This is a genomic window from Cytobacillus sp. T106 (assembly GCF_040492155.1).
GTDB classification, from domain to species: domain Bacteria; phylum Bacillota; class Bacilli; order Bacillales; family Cytobacillaceae; genus Bacillus_AB; species Bacillus_AB infantis.
This window is the reverse complement of sequence record NZ_JBEUMK010000002.1, coordinates 508,367-534,528: the sequence shown is the minus strand read 5'-3', so window position 1 is coordinate 534,528 and position 26,162 is coordinate 508,367. Positions and strand designations below refer to the sequence as shown.

Here is a 26,162-nt window from a genome sequence, read left to right as displayed (position 1 = left end):
TCCTTCACTCTCTTTTTTTGCTACACAACTGCCGCATGTTTTTCGCTATATGATGACAGCTGGTGATCCAGCTTTCTGCCCGCAGCCATCAGGTTGGCCAGGCATTCCTTCCGGAGGCTGTCTGTACAGATGAAATTAAATTTCAGCTCATGCTCAAGCTGGGAGATGCTCGCTGATAGATTTTTCCCGCTCTCTGCAGCCTTTCTCAGCTGCTCCTCAAAAAACTCCGGTGTACCAAAAAAACTCATGTTTCTCCATCCTTTCCTTTCAGTAACTGCGCCAAAAGGTTCGGCCGATTAGCTCTGAAAGTACTAAGAATAAGATTCAAAGCTATTCCACGTATTACCCTGGCAGCCCGACGATCATAGCTTGCGCCTTAGACTCGCGGCTTTGCGTCCCTACTTTTCAATAAGTTTGCCTTTTTCAATTTTCATACTATTATCATATTACTTTTATCCTGTATTTTCAAATTTTTTTTTACATATTTTGAGTTTTTTCTAGTTTCTTATAAAAAGTGAATCAAATTGCCCATCTCTTGTTAATTCATTTTCTTTTACACCGATAATAAGAATACTCTAGAAAAAATTTCCGTCTCTTTAAGGATTAATTGGAGGACTTCATGACAATTTCCAGCAGAGGGGTAAGCTATCATATGCAGCAATCCTCCAAGGCGGGGGCAGAAACTATAGTGTTTGCTCACGGATTAGGAATGGATAGCAGTATTTGGAGCCGTATTATTCCCCATCTTACAGATGATTTTCACGTACTGACTTTTGATTTCACTGGCCATGGCTCAAGCAAGAAAATAGAGGGAAGTGCATCATGGGAGTCACTTTTAGAAGATTTCAGATCAATAGCAGATGCTGAAGGTTTATCCGGGTTTCATTTTGCCGGGCAGGGAATGGGTGTCCACCTAGGGATCCGATGGGCAGAAAGATATCCTTCCAGCCTCTCCTCTTTTATTGTTTTTACTACCAGTATCTTGTATCCAGCCGAATATTATCAATCTGTTTATAATACTGCTTCAAACCTGGCAGACCAAATGATCCCGAAACTGATTAGCAATATGGATGAAGAAAGTTGTACACTGATAAAGAATTCTTTAGGGAAATTGGACTTTCTTTCATATCTTGAATTGCATGATATGCTTTCAAAAACAAAATCATTTACGCTTTTTAACAGGATGACGATCCCCGTTCTGCTTTTAGCTGCAGAATATGATGATATCTCCCCGCCTTCTTTAGTATTTTTGGGCGGTGAAATAACAAACCGAAAACAGAGATTTCTAATTCCTGAAGCCTCACACCTCATCCAGTTGGATCAGCCTGCTTTAACAGCAGAAAAATGCATATCATTTTTATCAGGACTTTCCGGTGCTGCAATTCCGCGGTCAGGGAATATTAATCCCTTTCTTACAGAATTGATAAGATATATTGACAAGAGCCCGCTTCCAGGCCCGCTTTTTCCGGAGAAGAAACTGGAATTAAAGATCCTTGATGAATTTAAATTACTGGCAGACCAAAAAGAAATAAAAGGAAAATGGAACCAGAGAAAAGCCAAAGAATTGTTAACGTATCTATGCCTGTTTGGCTCCGCTTCAAGAGAGATGCTGGCTGACGTATTCTGGCCAGAGCTTCCGCAATCCAACTCGCAGAATCAGCTCCGGGTCAGCCTGACACACTTGCGAAAGATTTTTCAAGGCAGCGGAATACCAGATGTAATTAAAGTCGAGAATAATCATGTTTCCATCGATGCCAAAATAGAGCTCGATTCCCTTCAGCTCGACTCACAGCTCAAGGATGCACTCGAAAGCAATGATTGGACAAGAACTGTGCAATTAAAGGAAAAAATGATAAAACAGGTACCCGTAAAGTTTCTGCCGCAATTCAAGGCAAAATGGGCTGAAGAATATAGAAACTCACTTAACCTGAATTTCCTTAGACTATTAACCAAGACATATAAGCAGCATTTACATCTTAGAGAAATAACAGAAGCTTTGACAGATATGGAACTGATATTGAAGATTACTTCTGACAAATCAAAAATCCACCAGGAAATAAAGGAATTGTATGAGAAAATTGGATTTACAGCGCAGTATAACACAGTCTAATACCTTTCAGTATTTACCTAAAAAAATAGTAATTAAGTCATAAGCAGTCCAGTTTTCGTGGAGGACACTGTAAATGGCAGATGAGTCAGCGTATAAACTTGGTTGTTTATGTTGTTTTATCAATATTGATAAGATAGCAACACTAAAATAGCATAGCAATTAGCATCCCAAATAACACTTGGCAATAACTATCTTTAAAGTGCAATTTAGGGTGCTATTTTACTGCTATTAGAATGTGATTTAAATCTTCTCCAAGAAAACTATATAGCAAATAATTGCTCTTAGCGGATACAACAGAGGGGACGCTGATGAGTGAGTACCCAGTAATGGAATAATAAAGGGACAGTTTACTTTTAAATGCAGATCAGAAGTGGTTTTGGAAAAAAAGTAAAGTAAATTTCCCCCTATATATCTCAGTTAGAAGGGGACCTGGTTTCATTGTGTAAGAATGCAAACGTTTAGAGGGAAACCGCCTATTCAACTATTCAGCGATTGGGTGCGTTAATTGAATAAGAACAAAACTTTTAAATTAAAAAAGCCTGGGATATCCCAAGCTTTTTTTGTTAGATAATTGTATTGTTAATTCTTCCCATGCTTTTCATTTACGAAAACGTAATTATTTTGGCTGTATTTTATATTTCTCCACATTATCTGAACTACTTAATTAAGTCACTGGCTTTCTTTTATTCTTCTACTTTAAATTTTCCCAGCAGGCCATCCAGGTTTACAGCAGCTTTATTAAGATCCACAGACTCAACCTTCACCATGTCCATATCTTCTGTCTGCTGATCGATGTTCGAGATAAGTTCCATCAATCGCTCAGTAACCACCTGGAACTGGCTAGAAAGATCCTCGATGCTGGCTGCCACTTCCTCGCTTCCCGCTGCCATCTGTTCGCTCACAGCGGAAATTTCCTGGATTCTCCCATTTGTATTATCAACAGAACCTAAGATATTCTCAAAAGATTGAACTACTGCATCTATTGAATACTTTCCGCTGCTTACATCCTGGTTGGTCTTTGTCATGGCAGCAGATGTTGCATCTGCATCCGTTTGGATTTGCTGTATGATTTCAGAAATATTGGATGCTGACTGGTTAGTTTGGCTTGCCAGGTTGCCTACTTCCTGCGCGACCACAGCAAAGCCCTTTCCATGCTCACCTGCACGTGCCGCTTCAATGCTGGCATTTAGCGCCAGCAGGTTGGTTTGCCCTGCAATATCGGATATATCCTTAATAATGACTGCAATTTTTTTAGAACCTTCTATGAAACCGTTTATAGCATGCTCCAGCTGATTGAATGATTGGTCGATGCCATTCATTTTCTCAGCAGCATCCAGCACCTGCTGCTTTCCTGAGGTAGCAAGGTTTGCCGTTTCAGATGAAGCCTGATTGACCAGGCTGGAAGTTTCTGCTGTGTTTCCCACACCGACAGCCATTTCATCCATCGTTACTGCGACTTCCTTAGTGGATTGCAGCTGAAGATCAACTGTTTTTTGAAAATCACTGATTTGAGCTTTTATTTCTTGTAAACTGGCATTTGTTGCAATGATCTTCTGTTCCAGTACGCTTGAAGATTGTGATACGGTACCCCCTGTTTGCTTGACTCCGGCAAGCAGCTCCTGCAGACCGTTTCTCATATGCTCCAGGGGCGGGAAAATGCTCCTCAGCGGACCCAGGAGCTTAATGTCAGCCGGACGTGATAAATCCCCTTGGCTTACTCGTTCAACAAACCTCTGAATTTCGTTAAAAGGTTTTGCGTAGGAAGTAAAATTGATGAAGCCTGAAAGAACAAATCCAACAATGATAAGCAGCTGAAGGACCAAGGACTCTGCAGACAGAAAAGATTTGTTGAATATAAGTGAATAAACACCAATAATTATTACACCCGAAATTACAGCCTGTATAATGACATTAACCATATAAATCATTATTTTCTTTACAATATCATTCTTTTTCTGCCCCATTTTTCTCCCCTATTCCCTTATAAAATATAATCCTTAATAAGTATATCGGAATAGCAGTGGAAAAATTTAGGCCAGCGAAAAAAAATCTAGTGATCGACACCTTTGTATTCTTAAGCATAAAAAAAAACGGCTCTCAAAACAGAGGCCGCTCCAATCATATCTATTCATTTTTCTTAACCACCAGCTTCAGCTTTTCTGTAATCTCTTCCATCAGCTCGGCCACAGTGAGCTTCTGCTCTTCCTGCGCCTTGTCCAAGGCATATTGGAGCACTTGGACAAATTGTTCATCTTTAGCCATTCTGTCACCTTATAGTCCTTCTTTAAAAAGATGGTTTAATCATAGAATTTTTGTAATAAATTGTATATCAGTATTTTTATAGAAACATTTGATCTCTGTTCCTTATACAGCCATTCTATCAGGACAAAGTAACAGAAAGATGTAAAATACATAGAAGTTTCTTTACAATTTTTCGGCTGCTGCAACAATCCGCCAAGTATTCTGTCCAAAGCAGCCGGCAGATCCTTGTGCTGCAAGCTGTTTGGATAATTTAACCTTAACGCAATTGGAACAAAGAACCTGGCACCTCAGTCTCACCTGCATTAAAGTGTGACAAGGGACTGCCCTCCCTGCAGCGCCGGAATCTTCCGTACGATTTCTCTGCCAATTTCAATAGAGGCTGTGGCTGCCGGTGACGGGGCATTGCAGACATGAATGCTGCTTTTTCCGTTAACGATGAAAAAGTCATCAACAAGGCTGCCGTCGCTTTGGAGTGCCTGGGCGCGGACACCGGCTTCTGCCGGGACAAGGTCGTCCTCCTGGATATCCGGCATCAGCTGCTGGACGTTCTCTACAAACTTTTTCTTGCTGAAAGAACGAACCATTTCATCGAGCCCTTCCTTCATATATTTAGAAGCAATCTTCCAGAAGCCAGGATAGCCCATGACTTCGGCAAAATCCCTCAGGTGAAAGTCGGTCTTTTTATAGCCTTCCCGCTTTAGGCTCAGCACCGCATTGGGGCCGACATCGACAGCCCCGCCGATCATCCTGGTGAAGTGGACGCCCAGGAATGGGAAATTCGGATTTGGGACCGGATAGATCAGATTATTGACGAGCCCCTTTTTTTCTTCCTTCAGCTTGTAATATTCGCCGCGGAAAGGAACGATTTTCAGGTCGACATGGTACCCTGCAAGTCTTGCGATCCGGTCGCTCTGCAATCCGGCGCAATTGATCAGATACCTTCCCTTTACTGTTTCCCTGTCTGTCTCAACCGCCACTTCATCCTTCAGCTCTGTGATGCTCCTCACTTCATTGGAAAGCTTGATTTCCCCGCCATGCCGGCGGATGATCTCGCCCATCTTCTCTGAAACCTTCCCATAGTTGACGATTCCGGCCATCGGAACATGAATGGCTTCCAGCCCGTTTACATACGGTTCTTTCTCTTTCAGCTCTTCCCTCGTCAGCTTCCGGACCGCCAGCTCGTTCTGCAGGCCGCGCTGATAAAGATCTTCAAGCAATGGCAGCTCCCTCTCATTCGAAGCCACAATCACTTTTCCGCAGATATCATGGTCGATGTTATGAGTCTCACAAAACTCGGCCATTGAACGGTTGCCCTGCCTGGCAAACCTGGCCTTATAGCTGCCCGGCTTATAATAGATGCCTGAGTGGATTACTCCGCTGTTATGGCCGGTCTGATGGGCGGCAACCTTCTTTTCCTTTTCAAGAAGGATCACCTTTGCATCAGGATTTTTTTCATATATAGCCATGCCGACTGAAAGGCCGACGATTCCTGCGCCTACAATAATATAATCGTACATTCCGCCACACCTTTCCTAGTTAATGCCGCAGGCTTCCGCCAGCAGTTCGACAAGATGGAGGACCCTTACCTGCCCCTGGAGCCCTTCCCGCTCTACTCCAAGCAGCATCTGCAGATGGCAGCCCGGATTCGTGCTAATGATCAAATCAGGTCCCGCCTTCTGGACATTCCCCATCTTCCTGTCCAAAATCTCCATTGACTCCTCATAGTGCACAATATTATAAATGCCGGCCGAGCCGCAGCACATATCCATCTCCGGAAATGGCCTGTAGTCCAATCCGGGAACCTTATGGATCAGGCTGACAGGCTCACTCGCAACCCGCTGGACATTTTTCAGGTGGCAGGACGGCTGATAGACTGCCTTACCCCTGATTTCCTGCCGGAAAGGAAGCTCCAGCCTGTCGAGGAGGACACTGATATCCTTGCATTTAGCGGCAAAAGCTTTGGCCCTCTCATGCCAGCTGCTGTCCGCTTCAAACAAATGATGATATTCCACAAGGGCGGCACCACAGCCGCCAATACTGTTAATCACATAATCAACTTCATATTTTTCAAAGGCCGCAATATTCCTTTTTGCCAGCTCCACCGTCTTCTCGCGCTCGCCGCTATGCTGATGGAGCGCCCCGCAGCAGGTCTGCTCATCAATAAAAACAACCTCACAGCCGGCTGCTGCCAAAAGCTTCATGCTCAAATCATTCACCTTGGAAAAAACAGCATCCATCACACAGCCGGCAAAAAAACCGATCCTGTACTTAGGCTTGGCCTCCCCATACCGAAGCACATGCTGCCTGCGTCTCCCGCCTTCTGCTTTAGGCATCACCTTTTCCAGATTCCGCATTGATTCAGGCAGCAGGTGCAGCAGCTTCATTTCCCTTAAAAGCACATCTGCTTTAAGAGTCTGATAGATTTTCAGGCCGGATCCCATGAATTTCAGCATCGGCCTGTTCGGGAATATGTAGTCGAAGACAAGCTTTTTGAGTGCTTTTTCCTTAAAAGCTTCCTTGCCCTTCCGATGCTCTGATACCGCATCAAGAGCCGATTCCAAAATGCGCCCATATTGAACATTGGTCGGGCAGGCAGGCTCACAGGCCCGGCAGCCGAGGCACAGCTCCATCGGCCCGGCCATATCTTCGATCGAGATCCGGCCCTCTGCCGCCATCTTGACCAAATTGATTCTCCCTCTCGGCGAGTGGGTTTCTTTTTCCATCGTTGTATAAGTCGGACAGGAAGGGAGGCAATAGCCGCATTGCACACAGCTGAAGGTTTCGGCATAAGCGAGCTTCTCGAGGACATTGGTCTGTTCAGCCATTATGCAGCACTAGCCTTTGTCCTGGCTCAGGGAAAATCTTTCCCGGGTTCATGATATTATTTGGGTCCCATGCCTCTTTAATCCGCTTCATCATATCCAACCCTGCCTTCCCAAGCTCCATTTCCATAAATGGCGACTTCATGACACCGATGCCGTGCTCGCCTGACAGCGTACCTCCAAGCTCCACCGCCGCTTTAAAAATTTCTTCCACCGCCTGCTCCACCCTTTTCATCTCCTCGCTGTCCCGCTGGTCAGCTATGATATTCGGATGGAGATTGCCATCGCCTGCATGTCCGAAGACTACAAGATGGATCCCAAACCGGTCCCGGATCTCCTTCAGCCTCGCAAACATATCAGGTATTTTGCTGCGGGGGACGGTGGCATCCTCGGATATCTTCGTCGGCTTAATGCGGACGATGGCAGGGGACACCAGCTTTCTTGCCCGCCACAGCTCCTGTTCCTCTGCCTTGTTTCCGGCTATTCTAACATCAGATGCGCCGGTTGCCGTACACATCTCGCGCACAACCTTCATTTCTTCTTCAATCGCCAGCGGGTGGCCATCAAGCTCCAATAGCAATACAGCTTCGGCATCAAGCGGCAGTCCAAGCGGCTCATATTGCTCCACCGCCAGCACAGAGGCCTGATCCATGATTTCCATTTTGGAAGGAAGGATACCTGAGGTCAGCACCTTTGAAATTGCCCGGCCGGAACTAACGAGATCTTGGAAGCTGATGAGCGCCGTCTTTGTAGCCGCAGGCTTCGGAATCAGCTTCAGCACCGCTTCTGTAATGATGCCAAGCGTACCTTCCGAGCCGACGATCAGCTTGGTCAGGTCATAGCCTGTTACGTTCTTTACCGTCCTGCCGCCTGTCCGGATGATTTCACCCTCGGGTGTCACAAATTCAAGCCCGATGACATAATCCTTGGTCACCCCGTATTTCAAGCCGCGCGGACCGCCGGAATTCTCGGCCAGATTGCCGCCGATGGTCGAGACATGGGCGCTGCTCGGATCAGGCGGGTACATTAGCCCGAACTTGCCGGCTTCATCATTAATCATTGACGTCAGCACTCCTGGGGACACAACAGCCACCATATCATCAGGGAAGATCTCAAGCTTATCGTTCCACAGTGAAAAATCGAGCACAATCCCGCCGCGCACAGCAAGCGGGCCGCCGCTCAGGGAGGTTCCCCTTCCACGCGGATACAATGGGACCTTATATTCATTCGCAAGCCTGACGATGCCCGCTGTTTCTTCTGCTGTCACCGGCTGCAGAACCAGGTCAGGCCTGTAGGTGCCGAACGAGGCATCGTAGGAAAAGCTGAACAAATCTGCTTCTTCTTCAAGCACCCTCTTCGGGCTGCCCATCAGCTCTTTCAGCTTTTGCAGGCAATCAAAAGGGATATCTGCCATGATGATCCTCCTTTCCTCTATTCCATATGCTCGCTCAGCGGCTCAATCCGCTTGTCTCCGAGCTTAATGCGGGCATTGATCAGATGGCGCTTCATAAAATAGGCCGCCGCCTTATCATTCCCTTCCATAATCGCTTCATAGATTTTCAGATGCTCCTCATAGACTTGCTTTCTCTTTCTGGCTCTTCCGATATTCTGCTTCAGGGAAAAATTGAGCGAACGCTGGTAAAGCTCCCGCAGACTTTCAACCGATTGCAGCAGGAACGGATTATGGGATGCCTTCACGATTTCATGGTGAAACTGAAAATCTGCTTCCGACCCGATGGATTGGTCATCCTCCATTTTTGCTGCAAAAGCATCAAGTGCATCCTTTATTTTCTCCACTTCTTCTGATGAAGCCCTCAAAGCGGCAAATGCGGCTGCCTCAGTTTCCACAACCGTCCTCATCTCCAGCAGGTCATACACCTGGTCAATCGATATCATTTCAAACGTGACTGAATCCAGCATGTTCGCCAGATTGACTTCACGGACATAGCTGCCGCCGCCCTGCCTTGACTCCACAAGCCCGCCTGCCTCAAGCACCCTTAAAGCCTCCCTGATCGGCGAACGGCTGACCCCGAACATTTTTGCCAGCTCATTCTCTGACGGCAGCTTGCTGTCTGCCGGGAATTCCTTATCCTTAATCATCCTTTTCAGCTCATCCAATATTTGCGCTGAAACCTTCTTTCTTTCAATCGGAGTTATCATGTAAGCGCTCCCTTTTTTTAATAAAAAAATAGATCGATAGAATTAACTTGTAATACAAGTATACAACAAACTGATTCTTAATCAAATAAAAGTTCGACAATTCAAAAAATAATTGCCCGTGCCTGACACCGTCCGTGGACAAATGTCCATTTCCGGTGCCTGGCACGGGCAGTTTTTTGTTTATGCGGGTACTCCAAATGAGCTGTTCTTTTTAATCCTGATAAGGTGGAAGATGACGGCAGCCGAGCAGATGGCCAGGCCGGTGATATCTGTCATCAAGCCAGGCTTGATCAGCAGGAGTGCACCTGCCAGGAAGAAGATCCTTTCAACGAGTGACAGCTTTCCGAACAGATAGTTCCCGAGAGAGCTGGCCAGGGCGTAAATGCCGATCGTGCTTGTAATTACAACCAGGATCACAGACAGAGCAGATACCGTCTCCCCTTCGGCTGATGGCTGCAGCAGAAGGATCGGGTTATAGGCAATCATAAACGGGATGATGAATCCCGGAAGCGAAATCCGGAGCGCTTCCCACGACGTTTTCATAGCATTCGCGCCTGCCAGCCCTGCCGCTGTGTAAGAGGCAAGAGCCACCGGCGGCGTTATATTCGATAATGCGCCGAACCAGAAAACAAAGAAGTGGGCTGCGATCGGATTGACGCCTGCTTCAACAAGGGCAGGAGCGGCTGTTACTGCTACGACGATATATAGCGCTGTGGATGGCAGCCCCATGCTCAGCACGATGCAAGTCAGCATAACCACAATCAGGATGAGCCATAAAGCTCCTCCAGTCAGTTCAACAATATTGTAGGCAAGTGTAGATCCGACCCCTGTCATCGTTACTACGCAGATGATGATGCCGATGGCGGCACAGGCGATGCCGACCTGGATTGTTCCTTTTCCGCCTTCAATGAACGCTTCAATGGTCTTTTTAAATGTGATCCTCGAAGACTTATCGCGTGTCAGCCAGCTTGCTACAATGACAGAGCCGATGCCCGCGAAACCGGCAAACAATGCCGTTTTCCCGGCAAGCAGTGTTCCAATAACAACAATGATCGGGATAAGCAGGACACCGCGGTCCTTTAATATCTGCACCACGTTCGGGATGTTTTCCTTTGAAATACCCTTAAGGCCCTGCTTCTTTGCTTCAAGGTCAATGGCAAAAATGAGCGCTATATAATAGAGAAAGCTCGGAATGATGGCAGCAAGAATGACCGTTGTATATGAAATGCCAAGGAATCCGGCCATGATGAAGGCCGCTGCCCCCATGATCGGCGGCATGATCATTCCGCCCGTAGACGCAGCTGCCTCAACAGCTCCGGCAAATTTTGGCTTCAGGCCGATCGACTTCATCAACGGAATGGTAAAAGCGCCGGTAGTGGCTACATTGGCAACCGCCGAGCCGCTCAGAGAGCCTGTCAAAGCACTTGAAATGACGGCAACCTGTGCAGGTCCGCCCCTCTTCCTTCCGGCAATCGCAAGTGCCAGATCATTGAAAAGCTGGGTCGCGCCGCTTACAGAAAGGAATGCGCCAAACAGGATGAACATGACAATAAAGGTCGAGGCCGTAGAAAGAGTCAATCCCAGGACGCCTTCTGTAGTCATATACAGGCGATACAGCAGACGCTCCAAAGAGAATCCTGCATGCCCGAAGATCCATGGAAAATAGGTGCCAAATAAAGCATAGACGATAGCAATGAGGCAGAGCACCGGGATGAATATCCCGACCGCCCGCCTTGCAGCTTCAAGCAGCACAATGATCGTGATTCCTGCGAAGATATAATCCACCATGATCGGCTGTGATCCGCGGTCCACGTGGATGGTTGTATAATTCAGCAGCAGATAGCCGAGCCCTGCTGCTGCAAGCAGTATAAAAAGATAGTCTGCCGGGCCAAACCGGTCTTTCCTTGACTTTTCACCTGCCGGATAAAAGAAGAAGGTAAGAATCAGCAGCAAACCCAGGAAAATCAGGTTCCGGTAGATTTCCTGGATATTGGACAAACCGTTTGTATAGATGGCAAATACAGAAAACAGGACGGCGACGGCAGCGGCAACCTTCCGGTAAGGACCGGAGAGCGAGCGCACACCGCCGCCAGCCTCCTTATCCAATGCCGCCGGTGCAGCAGTAGTCGATTCAGGTTTCGTCATGGTCATTCCTCCATTTCACATTTATTTTGCTTCAGGCGGTATTAATTCCTCCGGTATATCCGCGCCCGCTTCTTTAAAATACCGGTAAGCACCGGCATGGAGCGGCACTGTGACCCCATCCAAAGCCGTTTCAAGCGTCATATTTTTCGCAGAGCTGTGCACTTCATACATTTCATCCAGGTTTTCATATAAAGTCTTTGTCAAAAGATAGATGGTATCCTCATCCATTTCCCTGGTCGTCGACAGCAGATTAGGCTGGGCAATCGTCTGGATGTCCTTATCTACACGAGGGTACGTGCCTGCTGGAATGGTAAATCGGTACCAGCTGTTTGAAACCGCATTGATCTTCTCCAGCTGCTCATCTGTCACTTCAAGAACGGATGCTTTCACATTGCTCGCATACATATCCGTCACAGCGGAAATCGGGATGCCCGCCGGCAGCGATCCCCCATCAAGGCGTCCGTCGCGCATCGCGGAAACAGTATCGCTGTATCCAAGATACTCAGGAGAAATATTCTTTTTCGTCAGATTCATGCCTTCCATCATGACAAGAGTCGACTGCTCTGTACCGCTTGCCTGCGGTCCGACAGAGAAGCTTGTCCCATCGATATCTTCAATGGTGCCGGTCTTTACCTTATTGTCCATCAGCACAAAATGTTCGACATTCGGCCAAAGCATGGCGATTGTGCGCAAATCCTTATAGCGCTTGCCTTTAAACGTGTCCTGACCCTCATAGGCCTGGGTAGAAATCAAGCCCTGCAGAATAGCGAGCTGTGCTTCCCCATCCCGAAGTAATTCAATATTTTCAATCGAACCTGCGGAAGACTGGCCGCTCGCCTGCACTTTCTCATCCTTCAAATGGCTGCTCCAGACATTCGCCATCCCAACCCCGATCGGATAATAGGTCCCGCCCGTCGAAGCCGTTGCAACGGAAACAAAGGTCTTGTCCTTATTGCCCTCTGCGGTTCGTACTCCCACTACAGCCGCAGCCGCCAGGATGACTATAGAAATAATCGCTTTCCATTTTCTGCTCACCAACAAACATCAGCCTCCTCAATATGTAAGCGCTTCAAAACTTGTATTACAAGTATACAATATTACAAGAATTATTCAAAGAAAATTCACAAAATTAAATAAGTGGCACCCGGCTGTACCAGGCACCACTATCCGAAAAATTTTCCCAACTTTATGCAATTGTAACTTTTTACCTATTATTGTATGATGGACCAAAGACCCACACACCCTCTAAAACCGCAACCTTCTATTAATCAAACGTTTGATTAATAGAATATTCTTACACTTATTCCCCTTTGCTGGTATACTATTCCTACGGGAAAAGTAGGAGGTAAAAGCATGAGAACCGGAGCGCTTATCAAGTATTACCGGACAAAGAAAGGGATGACCCAGAGGGAATTGGCCCAAGGTGTCTGCTCCATCTCCCACCTTAGCAAGATAGAAAACAACTCCAAAGAAGCCCATGATGGCACGATCGACTTATTGCTGAACAAGCTTGGCATCACTTTACAGCAGGCAGAAGATAAGCAGGAACAGTTCGGGAGTATGATCGAGGATTTTATCACCAAGCTGATCTACTATCAAAAGGAACAGGCAGAAGCAGCATTCCAAACCCTGTCTAAAGCAGAAGAGCTGATCACCTTTACTCCTTACATAAACTACTATTCTCTCTGGAAATACCGCTATCTTATCTTCGTCGGAGATATAAATGGAGCAGCGGCTCAGAGAGAGCATCTAGGCAAGATAAAAAAGAATTTTTCCCAACATGAAACCTATTTATACAGCTACTTTAATGCGTTATCTTTAATACAGACAGGTCAGCTGGAAAAAGCAGACAATATCCTCAGCACCCTGATTGAGGATAAAGTGAAGGAAAGCGCCATCGGAGCCGGGGATTTGTTTTACCATTACGGACTTGTCAAAAGCATGAAGGAAGAGTCAGGGGCAGCCGTCCACTATGGAAAGAAAGCACTGGGACATTTTTCAGACCAGTTCAATTTCAAGCGGATTCTGCACACCCTGATGCTGCTGGGCATCAATTATACCCACGCAGGCATTTATCATGAGGCAGCCGAGTGCTTCAGGCATCTGCTCAGGAACATTGAAGCGCTGAAGATCGAGACAGCCCTGCTGCCGCAGATTTACCATAATATGGGCTATCTGTACAGAAGGACCAATGACCTGAAGAAGGCATCATTGTATTACAAAAAAAGCCTGGCCCTTCATCCGGTTGAGTCGTCCAACTATTTGATCAGTCTGTATTCATATGCCGAGACTCTTCACAAACTCGGCGACAATGACAGCAGAAAGCATTTTGAAAAACTGAAACTGCTTGCACAGAAAGCCAGCTCCAGAAAGTATGAGCTGATGTCCCATTATCACCTCACCAGTTTTGCAGATGAAAGCAAGGCTATAGAGTTTTTGCAGGAAAGGCTCCTGCCTTTTCTTGAAAAGACCGATGAGCACGAGAATGAGCTGGAGGAATTCTATCAGGTGCTTGCAAGGCATCTGATTCATCATGGCGAGTACGAAAAGGCAATTCAATATATCTCAAAGTACAGGGAGGAATTACAGTAAAATGAAGAAAAAATATCTGTTTCTGCTGATTGCCGCTTTGGGTTTGCTGGTTCATTACGGTGATGCAGCTCCCCCGGACGCTAAAAGCTCCTTTGCTGCATCTGAAAATCCTGATGATCGTCCCATTCAGCCTCCTTTGAAGGAAGACAGCTGATACCCCCTCTACTATCTTCCCCACGCATATCCCTCAAGTCACAGGAAAAGAGCTGCTTCTCACTGGAAGCAGCTCTTCTTCTGATTGAAGAACTAACCGGTATTCGGCTTTTAATAGACCCCTACATTGTCCCAGGCAGTTCTGACTGCATTATAAGCAGAGCTTCCGCTTCCATATAAATCTGCGGCAGACTGCAGGAGCGCTGCGCGTGCATAGCTGAAATTGCTCGTCGGTGTCAGATAGACAGTCAGGGCACGGTAGTAGATTTTTTCGGCCTGGGCCTTGCCGATGCTGCTGATTGTATAGTAGGCAGCTTTATTCGGGATTCCGCTGTTGATATGGACGCCTCCATTATCGGAGCTTGTGTTCACATACTGGTTCATATGCTCAGGCTGCCCGTACAATGTCGGGTTGGACATGCTGCGGAGGGCATCGCCGGAACGGCCAGGGGTGTACACATCCTCACCCATCAGGAAGTCGCCTGGATCAAGGAAATATCCAAACACATCGGAGAAGGACTCGTTCAGAGCACCAGACTGATACTGGTACTGCAGATTGGCCGTCCTTTCAGTGACCGCGTGGGTGATTTCATGGGCCACTACATCAAGGGCTCCAGAGAGAGAGGTAAATTGGGAGCCATCACCGTCTCCATACACCATCTGCGAACCGTTCCAGAACGCATTATTATAGCGTGATCCGTAATGGACCGTTGATCGGATGGTTGCCCCATTATTGTCAAAGCTGTTGCGGTTATGTGTGTTTTTAAAATAATCATAGACCTTTCCGGCGTAATAATGTGCATCCACATCCGCCCTTTGATTGGTCGCAGTCCATGCATTATTGCTGTCGGCGGAACGCGAGCCTGGCAGGGAGGATCCGTTATTGGCAGTGAAGGTTTCAATGACTCCATTCATTGGCTTTGTAACATCATATAAGTAATAAGTTCCGCCTGAAGAATAAGTATTCAATGTTTTGGAGCCGCCGGTCACGCCTGTGCCTGTCCCGGTTGCAGCCGCATCAGCCACAGCATTATAAGCTTCGACAATATGGCCGTTCTTCGCGTCGACAAAGATCTGCCAGTTCGCCCCATACGGCTCAATGAACTGCAGCTGGACCTTGTAAGCGAGCGTATACTCCCCGTCCTTTTCATGGATCACAAGGTCATTTTTCACATGCGTATTTTTCACTTCACTCTTTTTGCCGGCTTTCTGGAGGTCAGCAGGCACAGCCTGGTCGCTGCCTTTTGTATCCTCTTCTGTCAGATTGATATTTTTCCAGGCAAGATCAACCGCTTCTTTTTTGCTGATTGAAGCTTTTGTGTCTGTCACCTTTTCGGAAGCATCTTCATATAATTGCCCGGTCGCTGCCGTTACGTCATTATTTTTATCCGTGTGCACCCGGAAAATCGCTCCCTCTACCGGCACCCCATTGATAGACTGAGAGAATTTATAATGCTTCATGCCAAGATCATCTGTCTGGGTCTCCAGTAAAGTCAGCTCCTTTGCAGGGTCCACTTTAAAGAGATCTTTATTTTCCTGGATGAATTGCTTGACCTCATTTTGATTGTTAATCTTCTTTTTTGAGAGCTTCCCTGCTATGAACTTGGGGGCATGCTTGCCTTTTTCCGCCTGCTTCTGCTTAAGCTCCATCTGGTTCTGGATTTTTTCTGAAGGAGATAGACCGAATGCAGTGGCTGCCGGAAATGCGGCACTGAAGGCTAAAGAAGTTCCGAGTACGATTGCTGTTAACTTTTTTGGCATAAAATTATCCCCTTTTCAGCTATTATTTAGGACCAGCTAATCCATTGCTACACGTGTTAGGGATAATTCTATTCTCGAAAATGCCTGCCAGCAATCAATCAATGTACCCAGCTGGGGAATTCTCTTCAACTTGATAGAAAAACTAAAAAAGCAGCAAAAAGTTTCCCAAATAAAATAATAGAAATGATGCAAAAAAGGCTGCTTTTTGAGCCTTTTATAATCCCCTTTAACCATAAAGAAACCTAATTACATATTTTCCCGCGATTTGATCTATCATTTTTTCCCCATATTTATTAATAATCCCCCCCTAAATATTAGTAATAGACATTAAATTGATTGGGTACTTAGCTCTGAGAAAAAACCAAATTATACTAATTTATTTGTTGATACTTATTTAGCCGGGAAATTGAACATGTATGCATCAAAGCACTTATTAATAAATAAGAGTGTCCAAACAAAAAAAAGAGCCTTATAGAGGCTCATCTGTCAGTTTGCATATACTTTAATTTTTACCGTTTTGCTGCCCCACTGCAGGGCCTGCTGGCGGTTTGGAATGAACACATCAATCTTATTGCCTTTTACAGAGGAACCTTTGTCAGCAGCGACAGCTTCTCCATAGCCGGGTACATACACTTTTGTACCGAGCGGGATAATCTTCGGATCTACTGAAATTACCTTAAGGCCGGAATTTTTCTTTAAATTTAAACCTGTGGCGGTGATGCCGCTGCAGCCTTTGCAGCTGGCAGTATAAGCAGTGGCTTTCACAGTGATTTCTTTATAAGTAGCTTTTTTGGCAGGTGCAGGAGCCTTGGCCGATTTTACAGAAGAGGCGGGGGCAGAGGCTGCAATTGCCAGCTTTTGGTTTATTTTAATTGTATCTGAACTAAGCTTATTCCAAGTCTTGATTTGCTGAACTGTGACATGATGCTTTTTTGCGATTGCCCAAAGCGTGTCACCTTTCTTAACTTGATATGTATTTCCAGAGGCAAAAGTGGCGGTTGAAAATCCAAAGGACAAAACAATAGATGCTGTAAGTGCTAATAGTATTTTTTTCAAACCGATTCTCCTTTAACTTCTTTCATAGGAACATGTTAACAGTTAAAGGTAACAGGAATATTTCAATAGATTGCTAATTGTGTTACAAAATATGATGCTGAAGTGTGTTTTTGTAATATAACAGATCGAGCCGCTTAAGGCCCAGATGCGCAAAAAAAGCCGAGACAGCCAAGGCTAAGGCGGTAACGGCTTTAACTAGTCTATTCTAATTCCTTCAGCTTTGCTTTGGATGGAGTTTGATAGCTTACATACCCTTCCATATCTGTAACATAATATCCTCCTCCTAATCCATACTGGCCCCCAAAGTGATCATCGTATCGGTAAACCCTATATGGAACTCCTGCTGCCAGCACACGGGCAAACACCAGCTTGCCGCCTTCTCTTTTCCAAAGATTAATAGGCTTCTTAATAGTGACTTTTCCAATCTGCCCTTTCTTCATCAGTAAACCATCCCAATATACTTCCTTGCCCTGCTTCTCTTTCCCCGGGCCAATGCTGCCTTCCTTGATCCACTTTGCAACATCATGAATCAGCTCTTGTGCTACATTTCCGGGCTTCATATATTCAGTTATCCCATTAGGCTCCCCGTTAAAGTCAGCAAGCATATGGAACATATTTGGATATGACTTGAATTCAGTGTTTTCAACATTTTTAAGTTCCCGCTGAAGTGCCTCATATTCAGACAATGGCACCTGTATATCTTTTTCCCCTTGAAGAAAAAGCATGGGGACATCCTGCGTTTTGGCTAAATCCGCTGGCTTATAATCCCTCAGGCTGAACCACCAGTAAGGATTCTGCAGCATGAATCCTGGCGGAACCATGGTTTCTGTATACTTTGGATCTTCCAGGAGTTTAAATTGCTTTGTATAAAATTCCAGCTCCTTCTCCATGGTTTGTACTTGATTTTCAGGTGCTTTCATTTCCTTTGCCCGCGCCACAGACTCTTTCATCTGCCATATCAGCAAATCCTGAAACTTGCTTGCTGGCCCAGCTGCATTAATGACGCCTTTTATATCGCCTTTTTTATCATTTTCTATTATTAGGGGTGATGCATAGGCTCCCTGGCTGTGGCCAAAGATGAAGATCTGTTTTTTATTCACTGCCGTTAAAGATTTCAACCTCTCAACTGCAAGATTGGCATCGAGAACAGTCTCCTCCTGAAGAGAGAATTTTGGATCCATTGCAGATTTAACCGCATGCACCCTGGTCCTTTTATCATAACGGAGAACAGCAATTCCTTCATTGGCCAGCCCGGCAGCTATATCCCGAAAAGGTTTAAAGTTATACATGGTCTCATCCTTATCGTGGGCTCCTGACCCATGGACAAGAACCACAGTCGGAAAAGGTCCTTTTCCTTTTGGAACCGTCAGTAAGCCTGGGAGTGCGAACTTGCCGCTTCCGATCACGATTTCCTTTTCAGTATAGTTTTGTTGGTCATAGTTGGGAACAGGAACATTTGACGGCTGTATCGGATCAAATAAAAAGTCATCGATGTTTCCTTCTTTATCAAGACGAATAACGATATTATAGGCACCATTTTCTGCTTCTGCAGAGAAAGTGACATTCGTATGGACCCCATTATCTTCGATTTCCTTAAATCTGGTCTCCTTTATTCTGCCAAATGGCGCGAGGAGTCCTGTCCAGAGCTGCTGTAAGACTTCACTCGAAAGGGATTCTTTAAGATTGCTCCCAAGCAGTGCCTGTGCATTGTTCCACTTGCCTGAATCAGTCAGAGCAAGGAATTCCTTTGCCCTCTCTTTATGGCTATCCTGCTGATCTGCCTGGGCATATACTGGTCCACCCAAGAGCAATGCGCCTTCCGAAACAGCCCCCAGACTGATCATTCCTGCTAAAATCCACTTCCCATAAGATTGCAGTTTCATTATTTTCCTCCTTCTCTTTTTTCCTGCAATTCTTATACGTATAAGAAAGATGAAAAGTTCAAAAATAGATAATTTTACCACCAACAATTATTGGTAATTTACTAGTTATATTTGTTATCTTTTTAATAGATGGAAAAAGGAGGGAATAGAATGAAAAGAAGAATGATGATGCTATTTTGTCTTTTAGCACTTTCACTCACTGCTCTCAACGGCCAAGCCTCTGCTGCACCTGTCATGTGGGGAAAAACAGAGTTAAAAAAAGGCCAGCTCGGTAAAGTGACAGTCATAAAGGAGGTTATGCTGTTTCAGTTAAAGAAATCATATATTGAACCTGTCAGGATGCTTAAGCCTGGCGAAGAATTCCGTGTTTATAACACAAAAACTATCCGTTTTATTCCGTTATATGGACTGGGCGGCAGCATGTATGTCATTCAAAATGATAGAAATAACAATGACAGCTATATTAAATATGAGACTCCTTCTAAAAGGAAGCTCGCATTATTGAATAATGCTTCCCAAAGTCCTGTTATGTGGGGCAATATGGAACTGAAAAAAGGGCAGGTCGGAAGAGTCACCACAGTGGAATCCGGATTTTCCATCTATAAATATGAAGATGGTAAAATGGTGCCTGCAAGATATGTAGAAAAGGGAGAAACATTTCGGGTATACGGCATTGTTAAAGAGGGGAATACAACCAATTATGCTCTTGGCGGGAACTTGTATGCATATAGAAGCAGCATTCGAAAAGATGGAAGTGAATATATGCAGAAAAATTTAAAATACGAGACTCCTTCTAAAGAAAAACTCGACCTGGTAAACCAGTGAATACCCTCTGGGACAAAAAACGGACCGGCAGCTTCATTATGCTGCCGGTCAGTTTTGCAAATCCGGTTGCTAACCCGTTCTTCTAATTACCCGCTTCTGCTCCGCTCAGCCCATTACCAAACATATATTCCAGTCCTTCCTCAAAACCCCGGCCCCATAAATTTGTATCATGCCCGCCGTTTAAAATCCTGAGTTCTGCCGGACTGCCTGGGACCTCCTCCCACTTTTCAAAGGATCGGTTAAAAAGGTTGGAGCGGTGAAGTTGCTGATAGAGGGTGACTGCCTGAACTTCCATATTGTATTTCCAGGAGTCTTCAGGCAGATCTTCCTTTTCGCTGACATGGTTCCAGTCATCATCGCCGGCATAAATATAGATCGGTACTTCATAAGGCTGCTTGCCATATTCTTCAAGTGCTGCAGGATAGTTAAGTGCATCCCAGAGAGCAGGGTTAAACGGCTCCCCGAACGAGCCCCTTTCGACAGCGCCTGATGTTGCAGGTGCCTCATCATGCTGGAGGGCCGGACTCAGCAATGAGGCAGCGGCAAATTTATCCGGATAGGTCAGAGCATATCTTAAAGCGCCATATCCTCCCATGGAGTAGCCGACAAGGCCGCGCCCTTCCCGCGACGCAATAGTTTTGTATGTCTGGTCGATTTCATTTACCAGATCCGAGACCACTGCTGTTTCAACTGCACCATATTTCTCAGAATCAACCCAATAGCTGTTCCCTGTAATCGGCGCAACAGCAATGACAGGGCTGATTTCTTTGCTTTCGATCTTCTTATCCAGGATAGGCCAGAATTTATTCCAGCTCTTTTCGTCTCCCCAGCTTCCATGCAAAAGATATAAAACGGGGTATTGCTTATTATCTTCAGCATCGTAGCCTGGCGGCAGATAAACCTGATAAGGAAGGGAACCGCCGCCATCTCCAGCATCTACTCCAAGGATTTTGGACGTGACGGTTCCTTTCCTTGTGGATATATATTGAGAAGCATCATAAACGGGTGAAAATTCCATTGCTTCCGGCTTCCCAAATAGATATTTCAGCCCCTCTTCGAAGCCCTTCAGCCAGACATCCAGCCCATGCCCGCCATTGATGATCCTGAGTTCCGCAGGATTGGCCGGCACATCCTCCCACTTCTCAAGGTCGGCAGCAAAAAGGTTTTTCCTGTGCAGCTCCTGATAAAGCTGGACAGCCTGGACTTCCATATTATATTTGTAGGCATCTGCCGGAAGGTCTTCCTTCTCGCTCAAATGGTTCCAGTCATCATCCCCTGAGACGATGTAGATTGGAAGGCGATGCGGCTGTTTCACATAAGAGTCAATGCCTGTCGGGTAATTTTTGCTGGTCCAGATTCCCGGATCATATGGTTCTCCAAAGCTTCCTCTTTCCACGGCTCCTGAAGTAGCCGGCGGTTCAGCTTTCTGGATGGCCGGGCTGAGAAGCACAGTACCAGCGAATAAATCCGGATAGGTCAGGCTGTATCTCAATGCCCCATATCCGCCCATCGAATAACCGGAAATATAGCGGCCTGTACGGTCCTTTTTCGTATTATACTTTTTATCCATCCATGGAATAAGGTCCTGGATAACGGCTGATTCATAATGGCCATACTTTTTGGAGTCGACCCAGTAGCTGTTTCCGGTGGATGGGACAACAGCGATGACCGGGTCGATCACCCCTTTTTCAATCATTTCATCAAGCTTAGGCCAAAACTCATCCCAGCTGTTTTCATTTCCATTGCTTCCATGGAGAAGATAAAGGACCGGATAGCCTTCTTTGCGTTTTTTATCATAGCCTGAGGGCAAATATACCTTGTAGGATAGCTTATGCTGCTTCGGGGTCTCATCATGGATTAAAGCCTGAGAGGTTATAGAATCGGTAATCTGGAAACTTTCCTGCTCCTGTTGAAATGCGAATGCGTCCGGTGCGATTGACGCCAATATAAAAAGAATCAGTACAGCTGCAATATTTACCTTCCTGGCCATGCATACCCTCCTTAAATATATAACGTCATTCCGCCTGCCCTTTCCTTTTCGTTGATTCCCTTATGACGAGGCGGACATCCAGTACGGTCTGGCTTTCGTATTCCCCGTTGTTCTCAATCATTCCAACTAAGCGTGCAGCAGCGACTGTCCCGATGCTGAAGATCGGCTGTTCAATGGTGCTCAGCTCGGGTTCAACCATTTCGCCAAGCTTAATGCCGTCGAAACCAATGACGGCTATATCCTCCGGCACCTTTTTCCCAAGCTGCTTCAATGTTTTCAGTGCACCGATGGCCATCATATCATTGGCAAGGAATAGGCCGTCAATATCGCTGTGCTGCTTCATCAGTGCTTCAGTTACAGATTTGCCGCTTTCCAGGGTAAAATCCCCCTCCATAACAATAGTACTCTCGGACGGCAGCTGCTCTGCCAGTATCTCTTCATACCCGCGAAGGCGCTCAATCGATGGGGGAAATGTGTGCGGTCCGCTAATATGGGCAATTTTCTTACAGCCGCTCTCAATCAAATGGCTGACCGCAAGCCTTGCCCCCTTTCTGTTATCCATCCCGATGCTATTAGGGGAATCATGGTCGGCTGCCCGGTCGATCCGGACAAATGGTACCTGAAGGGCATCCAGCTCATTGAGGATTTTTTGGCTGAATTGAAACGAGGCAAGAATCAGGCCATCAATATAACGGCTCTCAAGATTCCTCCAGAATACGCTGTCCTGCAGGCTTTCTTCATCCGCATGGATCAGGATGAGCGAATACCCCTTCTCCTTCGTTTTTTTCTCAATGGACACAACAAGCTCCGGGAAAAAGGGATTGGTGATCTCCGGGATGATCAGAGCAATGGTATCCGTTTTTTTCCTGGCCAGGCCGCGGGCAATTTCATTGGGCCTGTAATCCAGCTCCAGCATCACTTTCTGGATTTTCTCTCCGGTCCTCCCGCTGATATATCCGTTGCTGTTTATATAGCGTGAGACAGTGGCTACGGAAACCCCGGCTTTCCTGGCAACATCCCGGATGGTGCTGTTTTTTTTCATGCAGCGATTCCCCTCTTAGCGGAAAGCTCTTTTCCGTTTTGCAGGATTCCACAGGAATACAGGCAGACGTGAAAAGAGCTTCGCTTATTTAAAATTATCCTTCTGCTTTCACTTTAAAAGAATGGACCAGCATTTCCCCTTCACCCATACAGCCGAAGCCATACATTCCATAATCATGGGTTTCATCCTGATAGGACAGAACAGTCAGACCGTTTATATAAAATTTAATCAGGCTGCCCCTGCATTCCGCCCTGAATGTATACGTCTTTCCATGTTTCCAGTCATAAGGGACTGTCAGGAGACGCTTAACCCCGAAATCATTTAAAATCAGCGAAACCTTGTTTTCTCCATCAAAGCCCGCATAATAACCTCGTTTTATACCGGGGGCACGGAACAGCAGAAGATGGCTGTCACCTCTCACCGGTTCAACTTCTGCAGTCAGCACAAAATTCCGACTGTAGTAATTTCCTGTAAATGAAGCACTGTCACCTTCGCTTATGCATCTGATGGAATTTCCCTCAATCGTCCACTCTCCACCGCTGTGGGAAAATGGCATAAGGCTGAGAAACTCCATTTCCAGTCTGGAAAAATCGATTTCATAGTCGGCGGTGCCATGGATATGAAATGAACTGATATAAAGGGCACCAAAAGCGCGGGCAGTCAATATGGAAGGGCTTTCAATTTTATAGCCGATTTCATCAATCATACAGCCCTTTGTTTCGGGAATAATAAATTCGAGCTTTTCCCATGCCCCCTCCTTCAAAAGCACCTTATCCATCAGAATATCTTTCTGTGTTGAGGTATCTCTCACATATGGAGTAATATAAATGCCCGAACCCTGCCATTTATCAAGATACAGCTCTGCAGTCACTGTTTGCCCGCTGTATGCCTGCGGGGAAAAGACAGGCTTATATTTTTCATCATTGAAATCGGTCCGCCGGTAATACGGCTTATAAAAAACCTTTCCAAAGTCTCCATCAACCATCCGGTCAAAAATGACTTCAAGTGAGCCGCCGCCTATTCCAGAGTGATGGCGGAGGGCCGGAATCTTGAAGGAATTGCTGGTGCGGAATCCATGGGTGGAGCCCGGAAGAGCAAAATCAAAGTATACCTCTCCCTTCCTGACCTCAAGTTCTTCAGGAGGCGCCTCGCCGGCTAGTTTGTATCCGAGGAGGGCCAATTCCTTTGAAAAGGTCGGAATATCAACGATATTAAGATAGCCGGATACACTGGAAGCGACGATATAGTCATTTATCGGCTTCCGATAATGGGCAGGTATACCCTCCAGTCCGTTCATTACACCAACGATCGTACCGACATTTCCGGCATTGCAGTCGGTATCCCAGCCGCACATCGCTGCAATCTCAATGGTCCTCGAGAAATCTCCTTCTCCATATAAAAGGGCAAGTGCACATACTCCGGCATTCGGGATGATATGGCAGATTCCTGTATATTTATCATATCCCCAGTCCTCATGCAGGTAGCGGAGGCAGGCTCGGAAATCATCCGTATTCTCATGATGGCAATTCATAACCGCCTGAACGACCTTGCTGTACAGGGAATCACCAGGAATGACACTGAGCCCCGCCTGAATCACTTCATCTACCGCTGCGGTTTCAAATGCCTTTGCAATGCACGCAGCCATAAAGCGGGCACCATACAATCCATTTTTATCATGGGAAACACTTGCCGCCATTTCGGCATAATGGGCAGCCCTTTCTATATTGCCGGGAAAAATAAGCCCCCAGCTGTCCACAAATATCTGGCCGCCAATTTGTTCCGCCAAAATGATTCCATTTTCTTCAGCAGACCCTGACCTTGGGGCGGGTATGCCGTTCTTAAGATTCATGTATGCCCGATGCTCTGAGCTGATATCCTCTCCGCCCCACCAGATCATCCCGACATTTTCGCGGCAATAGTTCAGCCATGCTTTCCCAACATCCTGCGGCTCCATCTCCCTGCCGGCAGCATCATCATAAAGCGCCCGGATAAAGAACACAGGCCCATTTGCATCATCGTCCGCCGAGAATGTTTTGTAGTCCTTTACATACCCCTTGATTTCTCCATAAACAGCCTGGATTCTTTCTGCTGTCCATTCTGTCGGCTCCACCGGGACACCCAGCCTGATGCCGGCATTCATTCCCAGGAAACCGGCATAGACCTTATGCAGATAGTTGTCAGAAATCAATTCCTCACTCCCGTTTCTATTGCTGAAGCAATTTCTGTCTCTTTTCGTTCAGCAGAATATCCTCCCGGATCAGCTCCTGAGCCAGAATGGCAAATTCATCAGCAAGCCCCATGAGGTCCATCTTATTCGTCTCTTCCAGCAGCTCAATATCCTGCTCAGCCAAAACCTCTTCTCCATGAATCGCACCCAGGATCGCACCAGCCATGACCCCTATTGAATCGGTATCACGCCCGGAATTGATGCCGTCATACACAGACGGATAGAAACTTCCGTCATTCAGGACCATAAAGGCCAGAGCCATTGGCAGCTCTTCTATTGAGAAAAGCCGGCTTGGCGTATAATGATTGGATGCTAGCCCAGCTTTCTCCATTTTCCGGTGGACATCATCACCCATCGGCGAATATGGGGCCATTTTCTCCTGCAGCGTCCGGATCACTTCGTCCATATCCGCTTCTTTTGACCGAAGCTCAAAAGCCGCATCAGTCAGTTCACGGATTGCTTTTTGGGTGCCGTCCTTTGCATACAGCAGCGCCGTCTCAACAATATCAGCCGCTCCAGCCCCAGGCTCGAACGCCTTCGCCACACAGGCGGCAAACACCCCGGCTGCTTCGAGTCCATAGCTGACCTGATGGCCAATGGCAAACAGGATCGCTTCATCGTAGGCAGCCTTCGGATTGCCTGCATTTACGATCCCTATCGGAGTGCAGTACATGGCCGCACCGCAGTTGACCATATTCCCATGGCCGCCTTCACGCGGCTCGCAATTGGCAAGGACATGGCGGAGAAAAATATGCTTCTCCGGGTAGAAAAGCCTGTCAATGATGAGCCCTTCTTTGCCGAATTCGGGGATATACGTTTTCCGGAAGGCAATTTCCTTTATGAATTCCTTCCCCATATCATATGCATCAAGATGCCTTTTTTCCTTCAAATAGACATAGATCAGAGCACGCATCATGAGGGTGTCATCGGTCACGATCCCATTGCCGCGCTTTCTCCCGAGATTAATCTCGGGAGAGTTTGCTTTGTACCATTCTGTCCGGAGCGATTCGACGCGCCCGTACTTTTCCTTGATTTGCTCATAGCTTAGCTTCTCAACCGGCGCTCCCAGGGCATCACCTAGGGCAGCCCCAAAAATTGCGCCTCTTACTCTTTTTTGAAAAGATATCATGAAAA

At 46.4% G+C, this 26,162-nt stretch carries 20 protein-coding genes and 1 riboswitch; of the genes, 4 read left to right on the top strand and 16 right to left on the bottom strand.

What is annotated here, in order from left to right; genetic code table 11:
* Positions 1-20: 20 nt before the first annotated feature.
* Entirely contained in the window at positions 21-248 is a 228-nt protein-coding gene (locus tag ABU165_RS06935; RefSeq protein WP_129613262.1) for a hypothetical protein, read from the bottom strand.
* Positions 249-346: 98 nt separating this feature from the next.
* Positions 347-429, bottom strand: a riboswitch (cyclic di-GMP riboswitch).
* 190 nt (positions 430-619) lie between these two features.
* Between ABU165_RS06935 and ABU165_RS06930 the strand changes: the two genes are divergently transcribed.
* A complete protein-coding gene (locus tag ABU165_RS06930) occupies positions 620-2,110 on the top strand; it encodes an alpha/beta hydrolase (RefSeq protein WP_094768631.1) in 1,491 nt (496 codons plus the stop codon).
* Between the two features lie 683 nt (positions 2,111-2,793).
* Here ABU165_RS06930 and ABU165_RS06925 read toward each other — a convergent pair.
* The 8 genes from ABU165_RS06925 to ABU165_RS06890 all read right to left on the bottom strand — a co-directional run bounded on the left by ABU165_RS06925 (position 2,794) and on the right by ABU165_RS06890 (position 12,537).
* Complete coding sequence (locus ABU165_RS06925) at positions 2,794-4,074, bottom strand: methyl-accepting chemotaxis protein (protein WP_094768632.1); 1,281 nt, start codon at positions 4,072-4,074, stop codon at positions 2,794-2,796.
* A gap of 160 nt (positions 4,075-4,234) precedes the next feature.
* Positions 4,235-4,372: a YwzD family small protein gene (locus ABU165_RS06920; RefSeq protein ID WP_248137889.1), complete on the bottom strand. Its 138-nt coding sequence runs from the start codon at positions 4,370-4,372 to the stop codon at positions 4,235-4,237.
* A 302-nt stretch (positions 4,373-4,674) separates the two neighbouring features.
* Positions 4,675-5,889, bottom strand: a complete 1,215-nt coding sequence (gene lhgO, locus ABU165_RS06915; RefSeq protein WP_318059892.1) for an L-2-hydroxyglutarate oxidase — start codon at positions 5,887-5,889, stop codon at positions 4,675-4,677.
* Between the two features lie 15 nt (positions 5,890-5,904).
* A complete protein-coding gene (locus ABU165_RS06910; protein ID WP_318059891.1) occupies positions 5,905-7,197 on the bottom strand; it encodes a (Fe-S)-binding protein in 1,293 nt (430 codons plus the stop codon).
* Positions 7,190-8,608, bottom strand: coding sequence for an FAD-binding oxidoreductase (locus tag ABU165_RS06905; RefSeq protein ID WP_318059890.1), 1,419 nt, complete (start codon positions 8,606-8,608; stop codon positions 7,190-7,192). Before ABU165_RS06905 ends, ABU165_RS06910 begins: the two co-directional genes overlap by 8 nt.
* Before the next feature lie 17 nt (positions 8,609-8,625).
* Complete coding sequence (locus tag ABU165_RS06900) at positions 8,626-9,354, bottom strand: FadR/GntR family transcriptional regulator (RefSeq protein WP_101549222.1); 729 nt, start codon at positions 9,352-9,354, stop codon at positions 8,626-8,628.
* Positions 9,355-9,534: 180 nt separating this feature from the next.
* Entirely contained in the window at positions 9,535-11,499 is a 1,965-nt protein-coding gene (locus ABU165_RS06895) for a TRAP transporter permease (protein ID WP_318059889.1), read from the bottom strand.
* A gap of 21 nt (positions 11,500-11,520) precedes the next feature.
* Positions 11,521-12,537: a TAXI family TRAP transporter solute-binding subunit gene (locus tag ABU165_RS06890; protein WP_318059993.1), complete on the bottom strand. Its 1,017-nt coding sequence runs from the start codon at positions 12,535-12,537 to the stop codon at positions 11,521-11,523.
* Positions 12,538-12,852: 315 nt separating this feature from the next.
* On the opposite strand from ABU165_RS06890, the gene ABU165_RS06885 reads away from it, so the two are divergent.
* On the top strand, positions 12,853-14,091 hold the full coding sequence (locus ABU165_RS06885; RefSeq protein ID WP_101549218.1) for a helix-turn-helix domain-containing protein: 1,239 nt from the start codon (positions 12,853-12,855) through the stop codon (positions 14,089-14,091).
* A gap of 1 nt (position 14,092) precedes the next feature.
* The gene (locus ABU165_RS06880; protein WP_009792924.1) at positions 14,093-14,245 is read left to right on the top strand and encodes a hypothetical protein; all 153 of its coding nucleotides are present in this window, start codon (positions 14,093-14,095) and stop codon (positions 14,243-14,245) included.
* A gap of 110 nt (positions 14,246-14,355) precedes the next feature.
* On the opposite strand, the gene ABU165_RS06875 is transcribed toward ABU165_RS06880, so the two are convergent.
* From ABU165_RS06875 to ABU165_RS06865, 3 genes are all read right to left on the bottom strand, one after another.
* Positions 14,356-16,005, bottom strand: a complete 1,650-nt coding sequence (locus ABU165_RS06875) for a M4 family metallopeptidase (RefSeq protein ID WP_318059888.1) — start codon at positions 16,003-16,005, stop codon at positions 14,356-14,358.
* A 486-nt stretch (positions 16,006-16,491) separates the two neighbouring features.
* Complete coding sequence (locus ABU165_RS06870) at positions 16,492-17,061, bottom strand: 3D domain-containing protein (protein WP_318059887.1); 570 nt, start codon at positions 17,059-17,061, stop codon at positions 16,492-16,494.
* 200 nt (positions 17,062-17,261) lie between these two features.
* Positions 17,262-18,944: an alpha/beta hydrolase gene (locus ABU165_RS06865; RefSeq protein ID WP_318059886.1), complete on the bottom strand. Its 1,683-nt coding sequence runs from the start codon at positions 18,942-18,944 to the stop codon at positions 17,262-17,264.
* A gap of 150 nt (positions 18,945-19,094) precedes the next feature.
* Here ABU165_RS06865 and ABU165_RS06860 point away from each other — a divergent pair, with 150 nt between their 5' ends.
* On the top strand, positions 19,095-19,769 hold the full coding sequence (locus ABU165_RS06860) for a hypothetical protein (protein WP_318059885.1): 675 nt from the start codon (positions 19,095-19,097) through the stop codon (positions 19,767-19,769).
* A gap of 82 nt (positions 19,770-19,851) precedes the next feature.
* Here ABU165_RS06860 and ABU165_RS06855 read toward each other — a convergent pair whose 3' ends face one another.
* From ABU165_RS06855 to ABU165_RS06840, 4 genes are all read right to left on the bottom strand, one after another.
* On the bottom strand, positions 19,852-21,759 hold the full coding sequence (locus ABU165_RS06855) for an alpha/beta hydrolase (RefSeq protein ID WP_318059884.1): 1,908 nt from the start codon (positions 21,757-21,759) through the stop codon (positions 19,852-19,854).
* A gap of 25 nt (positions 21,760-21,784) precedes the next feature.
* Complete coding sequence (locus ABU165_RS06850) at positions 21,785-22,801, bottom strand: LacI family DNA-binding transcriptional regulator (protein WP_318059883.1); 1,017 nt, start codon at positions 22,799-22,801, stop codon at positions 21,785-21,787.
* Positions 22,802-22,895: 94 nt separating this feature from the next.
* Positions 22,896-24,989 carry an ADP-ribosylglycohydrolase family protein gene (locus tag ABU165_RS06845; protein ID WP_318059882.1) on the bottom strand — a complete coding sequence of 698 codons (2,094 nt, stop codon included), beginning with the start codon at positions 24,987-24,989 and terminating at the stop codon, positions 22,896-22,898.
* Positions 24,990-25,005: 16 nt separating this feature from the next.
* Entirely contained in the window at positions 25,006-26,157 is a 1,152-nt protein-coding gene (locus ABU165_RS06840; RefSeq protein ID WP_318059881.1) for an ADP-ribosylglycohydrolase family protein, read from the bottom strand.
* Between the last annotated feature and the right edge of the window lie 5 nt (positions 26,158-26,162).

Bases quoted from the DNA above. Each gene is read 5' to 3' on its own strand.
- ABU165_RS06920 (WP_248137889.1), bottom strand. From the start codon at position 4,372: ATGGCTAAAGATGAACAATTTGTCCAAGTGCTCCAATATGCCTTGGAC.
- ABU165_RS06895 (WP_318059889.1), bottom strand. From the start codon at position 11,499: ATGACGAAACCTGAATCGACTACTGCTGCACCGGCGGCATTGGATAAG.
- ABU165_RS06865 (WP_318059886.1), bottom strand. From the start codon at position 18,944: ATGAAACTGCAATCTTATGGGAAGTGGATTTTAGCAGGAATGATCAGT.
- ABU165_RS06910 (WP_318059891.1), bottom strand. From the start codon at position 7,197: ATGGCTGAACAGACCAATGTCCTCGAGAAGCTCGCTTATGCCGAAACC.
- ABU165_RS06840 (WP_318059881.1), bottom strand. From the start codon at position 26,157: ATGATATCTTTTCAAAAAAGAGTAAGAGGCGCAATTTTTGGGGCTGCC.
- ABU165_RS06905 (WP_318059890.1), bottom strand. From the start codon at position 8,608: ATGGCAGATATCCCTTTTGATTGCCTGCAAAAGCTGAAAGAGCTGATG.
- ABU165_RS06860 (WP_318059885.1), top strand. From the start codon at position 19,095: ATGAAAAGAAGAATGATGATGCTATTTTGTCTTTTAGCACTTTCACTC.
- ABU165_RS06880 (WP_009792924.1), top strand. From the start codon at position 14,093: ATGAAGAAAAAATATCTGTTTCTGCTGATTGCCGCTTTGGGTTTGCTG.
- ABU165_RS06855 (WP_318059884.1), bottom strand. From the start codon at position 21,759: ATGGCCAGGAAGGTAAATATTGCAGCTGTACTGATTCTTTTTATATTG.
- ABU165_RS06885 (WP_101549218.1), top strand. From the start codon at position 12,853: ATGAGAACCGGAGCGCTTATCAAGTATTACCGGACAAAGAAAGGGATG.
- ABU165_RS06930 (WP_094768631.1), top strand. From the start codon at position 620: ATGACAATTTCCAGCAGAGGGGTAAGCTATCATATGCAGCAATCCTCC.
- ABU165_RS06935 (WP_129613262.1), bottom strand. From the start codon at position 248: ATGAGTTTTTTTGGTACACCGGAGTTTTTTGAGGAGCAGCTGAGAAAG.
- ABU165_RS06875 (WP_318059888.1), bottom strand. From the start codon at position 16,005: ATGCCAAAAAAGTTAACAGCAATCGTACTCGGAACTTCTTTAGCCTTC.
- ABU165_RS06925 (WP_094768632.1), bottom strand. From the start codon at position 4,074: ATGGGGCAGAAAAAGAATGATATTGTAAAGAAAATAATGATTTATATG.
- ABU165_RS06850 (WP_318059883.1), bottom strand. From the start codon at position 22,801: ATGAAAAAAAACAGCACCATCCGGGATGTTGCCAGGAAAGCCGGGGTT.
- lhgO (WP_318059892.1), bottom strand. From the start codon at position 5,889: ATGTACGATTATATTATTGTAGGCGCAGGAATCGTCGGCCTTTCAGTC.
- ABU165_RS06900 (WP_101549222.1), bottom strand. From the start codon at position 9,354: ATGATAACTCCGATTGAAAGAAAGAAGGTTTCAGCGCAAATATTGGAT.